At 39.9% G+C, this 13,638-nt stretch carries 11 protein-coding genes; 5 read left to right on the top strand and 6 right to left on the bottom strand.

Annotated elements, in window-relative coordinates; translation table 11 throughout:
* The first annotated feature begins 156 nt into the window (after positions 1 to 156).
* Positions 157 to 2,346, top strand: a complete 2,190-nt coding sequence (locus SH603_RS05815; protein WP_321534211.1) for an alpha-galactosidase — start codon at positions 157 to 159, stop codon at positions 2,344 to 2,346.
* A gap of 26 nt (positions 2,347 to 2,372) precedes the next feature.
* On the opposite strand, the gene SH603_RS05820 is transcribed toward SH603_RS05815, so the two are convergent.
* The 6 genes from SH603_RS05820 to mvk all read right to left on the bottom strand — a co-directional run bounded on the left by SH603_RS05820 (position 2,373) and on the right by mvk (position 8,156).
* Entirely contained in the window at positions 2,373 to 3,341 is a 969-nt protein-coding gene (locus SH603_RS05820) for an IS30 family transposase (protein ID WP_003668074.1), read from the bottom strand.
* Positions 3,342 to 3,468: 127 nt separating this feature from the next.
* Positions 3,469 to 3,957, bottom strand: coding sequence for a DUF1440 domain-containing protein (locus tag SH603_RS05825; RefSeq protein WP_113896465.1), 489 nt, complete (start codon positions 3,955 to 3,957; stop codon positions 3,469 to 3,471).
* A 60-nt stretch (positions 3,958 to 4,017) separates the two neighbouring features.
* Positions 4,018 to 5,064, bottom strand: coding sequence for a type 2 isopentenyl-diphosphate Delta-isomerase (gene fni / locus SH603_RS05830; RefSeq protein ID WP_169471208.1), 1,047 nt, complete (start codon positions 5,062 to 5,064; stop codon positions 4,018 to 4,020).
* A 15-nt stretch (positions 5,065 to 5,079) separates the two neighbouring features.
* Positions 5,080 to 6,207 (bottom strand): phosphomevalonate kinase, encoded by a 1,128-nt coding sequence (locus SH603_RS05835; protein WP_321534212.1) that lies wholly within the window; start codon positions 6,205 to 6,207, stop codon positions 5,080 to 5,082.
* A 27-nt stretch (positions 6,208 to 6,234) separates the two neighbouring features.
* Positions 6,235 to 7,206: a diphosphomevalonate decarboxylase gene (gene mvaD / locus SH603_RS05840; protein WP_169472803.1), complete on the bottom strand. Its 972-nt coding sequence runs from the start codon at positions 7,204 to 7,206 to the stop codon at positions 6,235 to 6,237.
* Positions 7,206 to 8,156 carry a mevalonate kinase gene (mvk, locus tag SH603_RS05845; RefSeq protein ID WP_169471211.1) on the bottom strand — a complete coding sequence of 317 codons (951 nt, stop codon included), beginning with the start codon at positions 8,154 to 8,156 and terminating at the stop codon, positions 7,206 to 7,208. Before mvk ends, mvaD begins: the two co-directional genes overlap by 1 nt.
* Before the next feature lie 215 nt (positions 8,157 to 8,371).
* On the opposite strand from mvk, the gene SH603_RS05850 reads away from it, so the two are divergent.
* From SH603_RS05850 to SH603_RS05865, 4 genes are all read left to right on the top strand, one after another.
* On the top strand, positions 8,372 to 11,236 hold the full coding sequence (locus SH603_RS05850; protein WP_321534213.1) for a helicase C-terminal domain-containing protein: 2,865 nt from the start codon (positions 8,372 to 8,374) through the stop codon (positions 11,234 to 11,236).
* Positions 11,237 to 11,329: 93 nt separating this feature from the next.
* Positions 11,330 to 11,848, top strand: coding sequence for a DUF5590 domain-containing protein (locus SH603_RS05855; protein ID WP_169472806.1), 519 nt, complete (start codon positions 11,330 to 11,332; stop codon positions 11,846 to 11,848).
* Between the two features lie 83 nt (positions 11,849 to 11,931).
* A complete protein-coding gene (locus SH603_RS05860; protein WP_169471213.1) occupies positions 11,932 to 12,636 on the top strand; it encodes a DnaD domain-containing protein in 705 nt (234 codons plus the stop codon).
* Positions 12,637 to 12,658: 22 nt separating this feature from the next.
* Positions 12,659 to 13,576: a DMT family transporter gene (locus tag SH603_RS05865; RefSeq protein WP_003667879.1), complete on the top strand. Its 918-nt coding sequence runs from the start codon at positions 12,659 to 12,661 to the stop codon at positions 13,574 to 13,576.
* Positions 13,577 to 13,638: the final 62 nt, after the last annotated feature.

The following is a 13,638-nucleotide window of genomic DNA, read 5'->3' on the forward strand; positions in this document are numbered from 1 at the left end:
CCTCCCTTTAATCAATTTCTAGCATAACATATTTTTAGTAAACGTTTAGTAACCAATAATGACGGTCCATTGTTGTTACATAAGCAATGAAAGCGCTTGACGAAAAATAACTAAACGTTTATTATAGAATCGATTTCAAGAAAGGGGCCACAACGAATGATTACATTTGATGAACAACAACGTGTTTTTCACTTAAAGAATAAAGAAATTTCCTATTTATTTTCAGTAGAAGAGGGAAATATCCTCAGTCACCTTTACTTTGGACCGGCAATTCGCAACTACCATGGTGAACGTCGATATCCACGAGTTGATCGTGGGTTTTCAGGGAACCTTCCTGGATCGATGGACCGGACTTATTCGAAAGATGATTTATTACAGGAATATTCGGGAAATAATACCGGAGACTATCGCGTACCTGCAATTATTATCAAAACAGAAAATGGTTCACGACTGACTGATTTCCGTTATAAGTCTTATAAGATTTTACCGGGAAAGCCCAAGTTAGCTGGGTTACCTGCATCTTATGTTAAAAGTGATAAAGAAGCAGAAACGTTGGAAGTTACTTTAGTTGATGAAACAAGTGGCGCGCAGCTTATTCTTTCGTACACTATCTATAACGAACGGCCGGTTATTACACGGAATGCACGGTTAGTAAACACAAGCAATCAAGAATTACGAATTGAAAAGATTGCTTCAATGCAACTGGATTTAACTAAACATGATTATGACGTTATCTCCGTTCCAGGACAATATGCTCTTGAACGACAACCTGAACGGCAAGAATTGCGTCGGGGAATCACAGAATTTTCTAGCCGCCGAAATTCTAGTTCTCATCATATGAACCCGTTTGTGGCCTTGGTTGACAAGAACACCGATGAATTTCAGGGAAATGCTTTGGGAGTGCTCCTTGTCTACTCAGGTAATCACCAGTTTACCTTGGAAAAAGATCAGATTGACCAGATTCGCTTAATAACTGGAATTAATGATTATAACTTTGAATGGGTTCTTGAACCGGGAAAGGATTTTCAGACACCGGAAGCAATCATGGGCTTTAGTCAACGTGGCTTAAATGGGATGTCACAAGTATTCCATAAGTTATTACGGGACCGGGTTGCTCGCGGTAAGTATCAATATGCAGACCGGCCAATTGTTATTAATAACTGGGAAGCGACCTTCTTTGACTTTGATGATAAGAAGTTAGACCAAATTATTGATAAAGCAAAGCCATTGGGAATTGAAATGTTTGTTCTTGATGACGGCTGGTTTGGCCACCGGAATGATGATAATTCATCGCTTGGTGATTGGTTTGTTAACCAGGATAAGCTTACTGGTGGATTAAAGCGGGTAGCGGACCGGACCCACGAGCATGGCATGAAATTCGGCCTCTGGTTTGAGCCAGAAATGATTTCAGTCGATTCTAAGTTATATAAGGAACATCCAGACTATGCCTTACATGAACCGAACCGTGGCATGACACTTTCTCGTAATCAATTAGTGCTAGACTTTAGCCGTAAAGAAGTTGTTGATAATATCTATAATCAAATGTGCTTAATTTTAGATAAGGTGCCGCTTGACTATATTAAATGGGACTTCAACCGTAATCTTACTGAGGTCTTCTCTAGCGCAGCGGATGCAGAACATCAAGGAGAAGTTAGCCACCGTTATATTTTAGGCTTATATGACTTAATGGAGCGGTTAGTTACCCGTTATCCTAATATCTTGTTTGAAGGCTGTTCTGGCGGTGGTGGCCGCTTTGATGCTGGTATTCTTTACTACATGCCGCAAAGTTGGCCATCTGATGATACAGACGCGGTCGAACGGTTAAAGATCCAATACGGAACATCTTTAACTTATCCAATCTCATCTATGACAGCACATGTATCGGTTTCACCTAACCAGCAAACTGGCCGTTCTACTAGTTTTAAGATGCGGGGCGATGTTGCCATGAGTGGGGTCTTTGGCTATGAACTTGACCTAGCAGATTTGACTGAAGAGGATCGGCAAATGGTAAAGGAACAGATCAAGTTCTACAAGGCTCACCGCCACTTAATTCAATATGGTGACTTTATTCGCTTAGAAAGTCCTTTTGATAGCAATACAGTCGCTTGGGAATTTGTTAGTCCGGATAAGTCAGAAGCACTGCTATTTATGTTTAAGCAGTTGCATACTAACCGTTTTGAAATTAATAATACCAAGATGGCGGGACTTGATCCAACAATTGATTATCATGATGAGATGACTGATAAGACTTATGGTGGGGATGAATTGATGAATGTCGGTTTGTTCCGTGACCCGACTCATACGGGGGACTCCATTTCCGAAGTGCATTACTTTAAAGGTAAATAATTTAAAACCTGAAATGTCAATTTAAATTAGAAAAAAGGTGAAAGTTGTTCTTCTGTGACATGACTCAAGAATACTTCTAATGGTGTACGATAATTTAGAGATTTTCGTGGGATATTGTTGCGACGATGCATTAGCTGAGTGACTAGTTCGTCTGGTAAATCGCGAAAATCTAGCTTTTTACTAAGACCATCACGACGCAAGAGGCCGTTATTATTTTCGTTTAACCCTCGTTGATTGGGAGCACCGACTTCCGCAAAATAGGTGTGAAGATCATACTTATTGGCTATTTCTCGCCATCCAGCAAATTCTTTCCCGTTATCAAAAGTAATTGATTTAACAAAGTGACGTGGCAGTTTAGCGAGCCATTGATCAAGCTGGCAATTCACTGCTTCGTCTGTTTTATGATGAATATTAAGGACAATCATTACTTTGGATTGTCGCTCTACTAGCGTCATTACCGCTCCGCGGTGAGCTTTACCTTGAACTGTATCAGCTTCAAAGTGCCCAAATTCATGTTGGTAATGCGGAAAATCACGATATCGTTGATAGATACTGCGTCCTAATTGGCCAGCTTTACCACGATGTTCCACATAGCCATTGGGATGGCGTTTTCCTTTCATCGGTAGCTGTTTAACGGAAAAGCCATACTGATTGCGGGCAAACATGCGATAAAGGGTGCGCATACTGCAGCTAATTGGGTGTTCATGACGACCAATAATAGTATCAGGAGTCCAACCTGCCTTGATTTGCGCATGGATATAGTTAACTTCGATAGTTGGCAGTTGGGTCTGCTTCCGACCACAACGACGCTTATGTCGCTGATAAGTCTGAAGATATTGGTCGATGGTTTTACCGTCGTTGAGGAAACGATAAACACGATAGATGGTTTCTTGACTACGCTGAAGTAATTTAGCAGCCCGATAAGCTTTAGTACCTTGATACCAAAAATCAGCTATGAGAGTTAATTCACGTGTGGTAAGATGTTTATAGGTCATTTGTGATTGCCTTTCTTTTGATTAGGAATATTCAAAAGTCTATCACAAATGGCTTTTTACTTTTTCTAACTTAATTTTACAAACGACGAAATAATAAAAATCCGAGAAAATCTTTCTCGGATTTTTATTATTTTTTACTTTTTATTAATGCATCAATCGTCCACATCCAGATTGCATGTCCCAAAAATTCAGAAACATGTTCTTCAAGTGGTTGATCTTTTGCAGCAGGCACTGTTCCCATTAATGGCATTAGCTTGAGATGGAAGAAATCCCAAACAGCAATCCCGAATGGTACTCCATCACCTTTTTTGATCCACGGTGCCAACTGTCCGCCGATACTATAGAGAACTCCAAAGCCAGCTGAGAAACTAAAGTGAACAACATAGCTTACCCATGGCAACTGTTGGCCGGAATAGGTATAAGTGGCGTGTGTGATCTGTGCCGGAACGCCAAATTGTTCAAGCATTTTTTGCGGTGGGTTTGTTTGATCTCGCTCTGGTGTCCGTGGTGGGAGAATATTTTCCCAACCGAGTTTAACAAGACCAGCAACCAGACCAGCCGTTATACCCACTGTAATTGATTTACTCCAATTAATTTTATTCACTTCAATCACCATCCAAACCTTTAATTATTAAATCAATTGTATCAATCTTAATAGGAATTTCAATTATTTAGGTTAGCGTAAGTGTCGTTGACGAGCATATGATAGCAAGTCCGTTCCTAAAACATATTCAACACGTGAAAGTTCGGTAAATGATGAGCAACCAAGGAGCGCGAGCAAGCGTTTAACAATCACTTGCCATTCACCGAGCGTTTGGTCTAATGCTTCATAGCCTTCATTTTGAAGAATATTGAGGAAGTAACCGGCAACACCAACTGCCCGGGCGCCTAATACACCAGCCTTGATAATATCGAGGGGAGAAGTAATTCCGCCAGAGGCAATAATTTCAGTTTTACCGCGCCGAATTGAATGAGCTTCCAATAGTGATTCGGGAGTTGTTTGTCCCCAGTCCAATAAACTCTCAAAATTAATCTCATGGTTACGCCGATTCTCAATCGCCGCAAAGTTTGTCCCACCACGTCCACTAACATTGATGAGGTGAACGTCATGAGTTTGCAGCTTGGCAATCGTCGTTTTGCTCATTCCAAAGCCAACCTCTTTTACAATAACAGGGACTTCGAGTTCACTGATAAGATACTGGATATTATCTAACCAGTTAAAATCACGATCCCCCTCAGGCATAATTAGTTCTTGGGCCGCATTGATATGCAGTTCAAGGGCATTTGCCTTCAGAAGGGAAATAGCATTTATCGCTTGGTCAAGACTGGCATTTGCACTTAAATTTGCAAAAATAATGCCATCTGGATTTTCTTCGCGGATTATCTCAAAAGACGAAAAGGATTGAGGGTCTTTTGAAATAATACTGAGAGATCCCGTTGCCATTGCCAAATGGTGTTTATGAGCTAATTGAGCAAGTTGCTGGTTGATTTTAAGGGCTTGATCACTTCCGCCAGTCATTGCCTCAATATAAAAAGGACATTCAATTTCTAAATTATCAGCTAATTGGACATGCAAATCAACCTCATCTGTTGTCATTTCAGGCAAGCTATCATGAATTAGACGCACTTGATCAAAATAATGGTGTTGATGAACCTGGTCATAATATTTGGCAGCTAATGAAAGGTGTTCGTTTTTTCGTTGGGCATGACGTGATTCCATCATGGAGCCTCCTTTGATCTACTTGTGAATGTAAGAAAGATGGTGCTTAACAGATTTCTTGAAACTTTTTGCGTTATCGATAAAGTGTACGGATAAAGGAAGTTGTTCGATATGGTTTTTGGCCCAACTCTTTAAGACATTCCCAAAGTTAGAGTTGCTATCAATAGCGACGATCCCACAATCACCGCCACCGGCACCAGAAGTCTTAGCGGCGCCGCCAAAAGATTCAGCGATTTGGCAAAGCTTAGATAATGATTCGGTTTCGATGTTTACCCCTGAATTAGTGCCCAGTTGTTTTAAGAGGTCACGGTTATAACGAATTTCATTTTTAATTGCTTCAAGATCTTGACAATGAAAACCATCAACCATTCGTTGGATACACGATTTACTTTTTTCAAGAAAATGATGATATTCAGTTTGGCGACGGGCTTTAAAAAGAGAAATTTTATCAACAAGTTGGGAAGTTGATGCTGGTTTACCAGTCCAGCCAATTAAAAGCTCTAAGTTTTTGGGAGCGGTTAGAGACTCAATATTAAGATCAGGCCAAGGTAAGTCAATGATCGTCTTTAGGTCAAGGTACTTACGTTGTTGAGCAAGCCACTGCCGATCAAATGAATGGTAGGAAATCCAACCGCCGTATACAGAAGCGGCAACATCCCCCAACGAACCATTTCCTTGAACTTCAAAATGGGCAATTGCAGCTAATTTAAAGATTTGGTCCTTGTTAACGGGCAAATTATAGAACCGACAAAGGGCCTTAACAGTTGCTACAGTAACAGCCGCAGAGGAACCAAGACCATATTTTCGACCATTAGCACTGTCTAATTGACTGTCAATATGGATATTAAATATTCGTAAGTCGCGACTAAAAGTACGAGCATATTCTTCTGTAACCTTAATAGCAGAAAGAATGTAAGAAAAAGGATTGTCACGTTTGTCAACTACCATTTGGTCTCCTAAACGTCGCCAGGATAGTTGATCGTTATTATATTGGCGACTAATAATTTGGCCAACTTCTTGCACACTTTCCTCAATCGTACAGGTAACAAACTGATCCAATGCAACTAAAATTGCAGGATAACCATTTTCAACAACAGCATATTCACCGGCAATATACAATTTACCGGGAGCTTTTTCAGTAATCAAAATTTAAAGTCCCCTTATCATTAAATTTTATTCATTCCAAATCTTTATTCCAGGTCCCGGTTGTGAAACCATCAACCGTTCTGGGCCAACGATATTGCTTAATTCTTCAACAATTTTACTCCGGTTTCCTCGGTCGTAAATAACTTTGACGTTCGGACCAGCATCCATCGTATAATAGCAGTTTACTCCCTGGTTGCGCAAGTCTTCCACTGCTTTAATGATGGTTAGCGTTTCACCATTAAAGTAGGTAAAACCGGGGTCGGCTGAAAAGGTAAGTGCGTGCATCCGAAGGGCATTTTCTTCAGCAATATGGCCGATTTGGTCAATATCTTTTGCTTTAATAGCTTGCTTTATGGCAACCATGTCATTCGCTACCACTTGGCGCCAGGCATCATAGTAGGGTGAAGTTTCAACACTGGATTGCATTCCAGTGCGACTGGAAACTTTTTTCTTTTTTGTATCAACTAAGACTGCTAACATCTCAATTGGAAAGTCAACATTTTCTAAAATTGGTTGTGCAAATGAGGATGCATCGTCAGTCCCTTTTTGCCATTCAACCAGTCCACCATAAATAGATCTAGTTGCTGAACCGGATCCGCGCCGGGCCAGTCGTGATAGATCACGTCTTGAGAGATTTAATCCGGCCGCAGCACTGGCTGCACCTGCTAAAGCGGCAAAGGCAGAAGCTGAAGAGGCAAGGCCGGCTGCAGTTGGAACATGATTAATTGACTCTACGCGTGCAAAAGATTTTATTCCACTTAGTTGCCGAACAATATCTAGAACATGAACTACTTTTTTAGCCGCTTGCTTACTGAGTGTCTGTTGATCGATGGCAACTAAGTCTGAAGTAAGGTGATTATCAAAATTTACGGTAGTAGTGGTGTAAAACTCATTAAGCGTAAGGGAGAGACTGTCGGTTTGTGGAATGATTAATTCTTGATCCTTCTTCCCCCAATATTTAACAAGCGCAATGTTAGTATGTGCTTTTGCAGTTGCCATTAGTTATTACCTCGCTTATCAAGTGGTTGAAGCCAAATATCATGCGCCCCGTTCTCTTTTAAGATGCTTGCAAGGCGACGAGCTCCCATAGCTGTTTGCATTAAGGCAATCATGCAACCACCGCGACCGCCGCCAGTTAGTTTTGCACCAAGAGCACCATTATCACGTGCGACATGAATAAGGTGATCTAATGATGGGTCTGACACGTTAAGAGCGGCTAAATCAGTTTGCGCAAAGTTAAGAGCGTCGCCTAATTTTACAATATCATTTTGCACAAGATAGTCTTTTGTTTGGTTTACTAATTCACCGAGGTGCTTAATATGTTCCTCAGCTTTTTCGTTGTTATTTTTCAGTTCATCTTTAACTGCCAAAATAGCTTCCCTAGTAGCACCTTTTTTTCCAGTATCAGCAATTACTAAAGAAGCATCAAGGTTCATTTCAATTGGTATCCCAATCCGCCCCTTAACATAAAAAAGCGGTTTATCTGAACTGACAGTAGCAGCGTCTAAACCGGATGGACTACGATGTGTAATTTGTTCCTCAACATCTGCAAGCTGAAGCAATAATGTTCGATCAAGCGGTTCATCATAATAGTCAAAGAATGCCCGAATAATTGCAATCGCGCTGGCAGCAGACGACCCCATTCCTCGTTCTGCAGGTAATTGACTTTCAATTTTTAAGTCCCAACCAGTTTCTTGGTCATTAAACCTTGCAGATAAAGTATCAATTAATTCTTTAATTCCAATCATGGAAGAAGGTAAATTTTTTAAACTACCATGATAATAACGGCTTTTAATAATTCGCTGGTTATCTTGGCGATTGCTGAGCGTAACTGATAATTGAACGCTTGGCAATGGTAAGGCTATTGCCGGTTGACCGTATACTACGCTATGTTCTCCCATTAAAATGATTTTCGCATGGCTAGTACCAATCCCTTGTTGTTTCACCATCGTAACCTACTTTCTACATAAAAATTCAAACTTAATCATAGCATAAAACAGTGATTCTAGCTAAAAACGATTGTGGATGTTACCAAATCTAAACATTTTAGCACAAAGAAAGGCCAATTCGTGTAAAAATGAGAAATTTATAGTAGAATGGTGTATCATTTAGTTTAGAATATTTAATAACTTATATAATAACTTCGGAGAAATATGGTGATAGTGTGACACAGCGTAGTAGTCAGCGCACAAAAAAGCGTGACAAGAAAGCGCCAATCTACTCAGTTGTTGATTTAGAAACGACCGGAACGAATGTTAATCATGGTGATCGAATCATTCAAATCGGTTGTGTTCTCGTTCAAGATGGCGAAATCATAAATCACTTTGAAACAAAAATAAATCCACGAGAGAAAATTCCTCGTTCAATTGTTCAATTAACAGGAATTGAAGATAAAGACGTACGAAAAGCACCTTTATTTGAAGACATTGCTGGAACTATTTATAGCTTGCTGGCGGAAACGACCTTTGTGGCTCACAATGTTAATTTTGACTTTCCTTTCCTAAATGCAGAATTAGAGCGAGCTGGATATCCTTCATTGTCAATTCCAGCAATCGATACTGTGACCCTTAGTCAGATTCTTCTTCCTACTGCAAAGAGTTTCCGTTTACGAGATTTAACTAGTTCGTTGCACATTGAGCATGATCACCCTCATAGTGCAGTGTCAGACGCTGAGGCAACAGCAGACTTACTTAATGATTTGTTAAAACGAATTCAAGAATTACCAACGCTTACGCTTGAAAAGATTACTCAGTTGAAGCTCAACTTACCTCAGCAAACAGCCGGGGTTTTTGATGCTGAGTTACAGCGTCGACGTAAATCGCCTCAGCCATTAAGCGAAGAGCTGTATGTCTCCCACGGAATTGTTCTTCATAAATCGCGGCCAATCACTGCTAATAGTCAGCGGGAAAAGTATAAATATCCTTCCACTAAAAAGGCAAAGGAAAAGCTATATGGAGATACGTTGAGACTACGGTCTGTTCAAGCAAAAATGATGAACAGCATTTACAATAATTATACTCATGATGAACCCCAAAATATGATTGTTGAGGCTGGAACTGGAGTAGGGAAGACATTGGGCTACCTTTTTCCGCTAAGTTATGTTGCATATCCTGATAAGAAGATTGTCGTCAGCACAGCAACCAATATCCTCCAGCAACAAATTATTGATACATCAATCGCGCAACTAAACAAGGTGTTGCCTTTTAAAATGAATAGTGTGATTATCAAGGGAAACGCTCATTATATTGATATTGCCCGTTTTGTTCATTCCTTAAGTGTGATTGAAGATTCGAAGCTTGTTCAGTTGTTAAAAGCTAAAATTTTAGTATGGCTGCTTTCAACGCAAAGTGGGGACCTTGATGAACTTAATTTAAATTCTCAGCAGTCGCCATACTTTACTGAAATTCGGCATCAGGGTATTCGGAGCTTGAATCCAGCAAATGCCTTTTACCATGATGATTTTCTCATTCGGCGGGAAAAGCGGCTTCATCAAGCAGATATTATTATTACGAATCATGCATACTTGGTTGCTCATGCCCAGGAATTAGGGGATGGGACTCGCCGCCCATACTTAGTAATCGATGAAGCTCAGCACTTAAGCGAAAGTATCTTAAAACGATCACGGCGAACATTTAATTTTCAAAAATTGCGCACAGCAATTCATATAATGTCTGGGTTAGTTAATAATGGCAATGACCGGAACTTAACCGATATTTTCGCCGAACAGGCACTAGGTAGTTATAATGTTGAATTGCTTCGTGGCGACCTCAATGCAGTAGAAGAAGCGGTTGACCTTTTCCAGCAAGCCCTTTACCGTGAATATATGGCAAGTGCTACTGGTAATCCTGATAATGAATTAATTGAACAACCACTGCAAAATGATCAAGTGATGTCTCTTTTAGATATTAGTGGGCCCGTGATGATGAAGCTAGAGCAAGCATTGAGCAATGTGCAGCTTCATTTTTCTGCCCTCAGCCATCTGTTTAGCAGTCAGCCAGACCGGTGGTTATTAAGTGATCGTTACCTCATGAGCCAATTTCAAAGTCAACTTGCAAAATTAAGTGAAGCCGATCAGACACTAAATGAATTTAATGAAACGCTTCAGCAACAGGGAGAGGCCGCTGCTTTTTGGATTACCATTCGCCAATCAAGTGAACAAAGCGCCTTACAGCTTAGTGGGGGACTATTGGAAGCAACGCATTACCTCACAAAAAATGTTTATCCATATTTTGCTCAACCGTTATTTGTGGGGGCGACATTGTTTACATCGCCACGGTCGCCGTACCTTTACCACCAGTTAGATTTAGAGCGCAATAATACTTTAACGCGCCGCTTTGCATCCCCGTACAATTACAAACAGGATGCTAAATTATTGATTGCAGAAGATGCCCCAGTACCCAGTGCGCAAAATAATAGTGACTATATTAAATATCTCAGTGATACGATTTACCAACTAACGAAGAATGCTGATTATCAGACAATGATTTTATTCAACTCATTGGTGATGATTGAGCAGGTATATAGCCAACTTCGCGAAACGGATCTGTTTGATCAGCGGGATATTTTAGCCCAGGGGATTACGGGTAATCGTGATAAAATCTTAAAACAGTTTAGTGGCGGAAAAAATTCGATCCTTCTTGGTGCTTCTAGTTTTTGGGAAGGGATAGACTTACCAGAGTCTGCCCTTGAACTCTTAATCATTACGCGGTTGCCGTTCGATTCACCTGATGAAATAATGAATCGGGCTCATAATAAGTTACTCCAGCAACAGGGTAAAAATCCGTTTTATCATTCAGAACTGCCAAAAGCAACGATGCGGTTACGTCAGGGGATTGGACGATTGTTACGGACGGAAGATGATCATGGGGTGGCAGTAGTTCTTGATCCGCGACTGCAGACAAGGCGGTATGGAAAGACGATTTTGAGTAGTCTGCCCCTTGATTTACCGGTTAATAGCAAAAAAACTGCTGAATTGATTTCAATTACTCAGAAGTTTTTACAAAATGGTAAAGAGGACAAAGTTAATTAAACTTTATCAACTTTTAATTACTGATTTCTGGTATAATCAAAAACAATTGCCATATAAGAATCTAATAAACTAAAGAGATAAGAGGGAAAAGATATGCAAAGTCGGCGTGAAGTTCAGCGTGAACAGAGTCGAGGTTCCTCAATGCGGACAATTCGTAACCTTTTGATTGCGATTTTACTAATCTTATTAATAGTGTGGAGCGTTTTTGCTGTTAGCAATCAGCCACGAAATTCAGCACGACGGCAGACGATTTTACTTGCCGAGAAATATGCTCATCTTCGGTCTCCTGACCAATTTTATATTTATAATCGGGAGAATACTTACTATACGATTAGTGGTAAGAATCAGCAAAACCAACCGATTCTGGTTATGGTTCCCCAACATGGTGGCAAGATTAGGGTCCTAAAACAATCGAGTGGGATTACTGCTGCAAGAGCACGGGCGATGACAAAATCAAATCGCAATCCGCGTGAAATTTTAAAAGTTGCTCCTGGGGTATTTAATGATAAGACTGTCTGGGAAGTAACATATCGTAATCAAAAAGGAAATCTCTGCTATGATCTGATTAATTTTAAGACTGGACAATATGTTCAAAATATTAATAATCTTTAATAAAAGCTGAAACTAATAGAGGCTGTGATTACTCAGTCTCTTTACTTTTGCAAAAATATTTTGTTAAGAGAGGGGCTGATTAAATGACAGATGCAAGCCTTTTACAGCATTACTTGCAGGCGGGAGAAACAAATATAAGCAACTTATTGCTCTATCATTATAAAGAACTGGGGATGACAACTTCTCAATTTGTCTTATATCTTCAGTTTAAATCTTACCAAGATCGGGGAATAATGAATCCGGATGTTCGCACAATTGCAAAGAACTTAGGAACAAAAGAGCGGCAGGTGTTTGAACAGCTTCACCAGATGATGACAAACCATCTTGTTGAACAGAAGATGCGAAAAATGGAAGATGGCAAAGAAGATGCAATATATGATTTTTCGCTCCTTATCAACAAATTAGCATTGCTCAATGAGAATGACCAAGCGGCAACGGTTAAGGTTGAAAATACTAATAATCGGGTTGAGACATTTAATCAGCTAGAAGCCGAATTTGGCCGGCCCCTCTCATCAATGGAATTGCAAATTGTTAATGACTGGTTGGATAAGGATAATTATTCAGCAATAATGATTAAACTTGCTTTACGGCAGGCAGTAATGAATAGTGCGCTAAATCTTCAATATATGGACCGGATTCTACAAAGCTGGGATCGTCAGGGATTACGGACAGAAAGAGATATCAATGAGCACGAAAAGAGGTTTGAACAGCGAAAAGAGGTTGGACAAAAGCCAGAAAAGAAGACATTGAAAAAGCCTAAAATACCGATTTATAAATTAGGCGAATAAAATTAAATAAAGGGTGGTTGACATGGAAAAATCTTCTTCTCAAGTAATGAAGGGAATTATATGGGCAGCGGTTGCCTCCGCTATGTGGGGAATATCCGGAACCGTTTTGCAACTCATCTCACAAAATTTAGCAATTCCTGCTACATGGATGCTTTCAATGCGGACTTTTTCAGCAGGAGTAATTTTATTAGTAATTAGTGTATTTTTATATGGAAAAAAGATTTTTAACGTATTTAAGACACGAGCAACTGCTATTTCAGTTATTAGTTATGCTATTTTAGGATTGATGGCAAACCTGCTTACATTCTATTATGCTATTCAAACAGGAAATGCCTCAGCAGCAACAATTCTTCAGTATCTTTCCCCACTTTTTATTGTGTTAGGTGGAATTGTTTTTATGCATCGTCGTCCGTTCAGGAGTGATATTATTGCGTTTGTTGTTGCTTTAATTGGGGTAGCATTATGTATTACGCGTGGTAACTTTACTCAATTAGCTTTACCATTTGTATCCCTTCTCTGGGGGTTGGGCTCTGGAATTACAGCTGCATTCTATGTTGTCCTTCCACAACGAGCTGCTGATGAGAATCCGCCAATTGTTGTCCTCGGCTGGGGAACGATGATTGCCGGAGTCCTATTTAACCTCTATCGGCCATTTTGGGTCAATCCACCACATATTACTACCACATTAGTAGCATCAGTTGCGACAGTGGTGTTATTCGGAACGATTTTACCATTTGGAATTTTGCTTCATGCAACTAGATATGCCCCATCTGATGTAGTTAGTATCATGGATGCCGTTCAACCAATTACAACTTCGATTTTAAGTGTGATCTTCTTTAAATTGAACTTGAATTGGGCAGAAATTTTAGGAATTATTTTAGTAATTATTGCCGTCTATATTCTGCAAAATGGTCGGCGAAAACATACAATTCATTATTAAAAAAGTTGATAATAAAAAGGATTGCGGAGAAAAATTCCACAATCCTTTTTATTATCTGCAAT

It is taken from the genome of Limosilactobacillus reuteri (genome assembly GCF_034259105.1).
Lineage (GTDB): Bacteria > Bacillota > Bacilli > Lactobacillales > Lactobacillaceae > Limosilactobacillus > Limosilactobacillus reuteri_G.

What these genes read in the sequence shown, in the direction of transcription:
- SH603_RS05815 (WP_321534211.1), top strand. Translation starts at nt 157, where the DNA reads ATGATTACATTTGATGAACAACAACGTGTTTTTCACTTAAAGAATAAA.
- SH603_RS05855 (WP_169472806.1), top strand. Translation starts at nt 11,330, where the DNA reads ATGCAAAGTCGGCGTGAAGTTCAGCGTGAACAGAGTCGAGGTTCCTCA.
- SH603_RS05825 (WP_113896465.1), bottom strand. Translation starts at nt 3,957, where the DNA reads ATGGTGATTGAAGTGAATAAAATTAATTGGAGTAAATCAATTACAGTG.
- mvaD (WP_169472803.1), bottom strand. Translation starts at nt 7,206, where the DNA reads ATGGCAACTGCAAAAGCACATACTAACATTGCGCTTGTTAAATATTGG.
- SH603_RS05860 (WP_169471213.1), top strand. Translation starts at nt 11,932, where the DNA reads ATGACAGATGCAAGCCTTTTACAGCATTACTTGCAGGCGGGAGAAACA.
- mvk (WP_169471211.1), bottom strand. Translation starts at nt 8,156, where the DNA reads ATGGTGAAACAACAAGGGATTGGTACTAGCCATGCGAAAATCATTTTA.
- SH603_RS05865 (WP_003667879.1), top strand. Translation starts at nt 12,659, where the DNA reads ATGGAAAAATCTTCTTCTCAAGTAATGAAGGGAATTATATGGGCAGCG.
- SH603_RS05820 (WP_003668074.1), bottom strand. Translation starts at nt 3,341, where the DNA reads ATGACCTATAAACATCTTACCACACGTGAATTAACTCTCATAGCTGAT.
- fni (WP_169471208.1), bottom strand. Translation starts at nt 5,064, where the DNA reads ATGATGGAATCACGTCATGCCCAACGAAAAAACGAACACCTTTCATTA.